This window comes from Vibrio sp. 1249-1, assembly GCF_033340495.1.
Genome location: NZ_JAWOWJ010000763.1, coordinates 1 through 616 on the forward strand (window position 1 = coordinate 1; position 616 = coordinate 616).

1 pseudogene is annotated in these 616 nt (G+C 49.5%); it reads left to right on the forward strand.

The window, feature by feature from the left end:
* Nucleotides 1-616, forward strand: a pseudogene (locus tag R7Z50_RS28785) (glycerol-3-phosphate 1-O-acyltransferase); the annotation flags it as partial.

Below are 616 nucleotides of genomic sequence, written 5' to 3' on the forward strand. Positions count from 1 at the left end.
CCATTTCGTTCGAACGTGGATTTGCTGACATTGCAAAAACAAGCCATGAGCCTTGGGCTACCAGAGCCGCTCAGTCCGCTGGAAATCAATGGCAAAACGCTTAATCGTTTCGTCTTTATTGCCTCACGTCCAACCGTGATGGGTAATGACAACGACATCCCGACAGATTCTGTTTCTCTATTTACTGAGCTGCTGGAACTGCACAAGCTTGATAGCGAGCTTGATGTGCAGATGATCCCAGCGACCGTACTTTGGGGACGCAAACCAGGTAAAGAAGAGAACCATCGCCCGTACCTGCAACCAATGAATGGGCCACAAAAAGCGAAAGCGGTAATGGCAGCAGGTCGTGACTGTTTGGTGCGCTTTAGCCCGGTGGTTTCACTGCGTTATATGGCGGATTCTCACGGTACAGACAGTGCTATTGCGCATAAATTGGCGCGCGTGGCACGTATCCACTTTTCTCGTCAAAAATTGGCGGCATCAGGTCCAAACCTACCGCAACGCCAAGTGCTATTTGCTCGCCTGTTAAAGTCACCTGCAATTGAACAAGCGATTGAAGACGAGGCAAAAAGCAAAGACATTTCGATTGAGAAAGCGCGCAAAGAAGCCCATGACA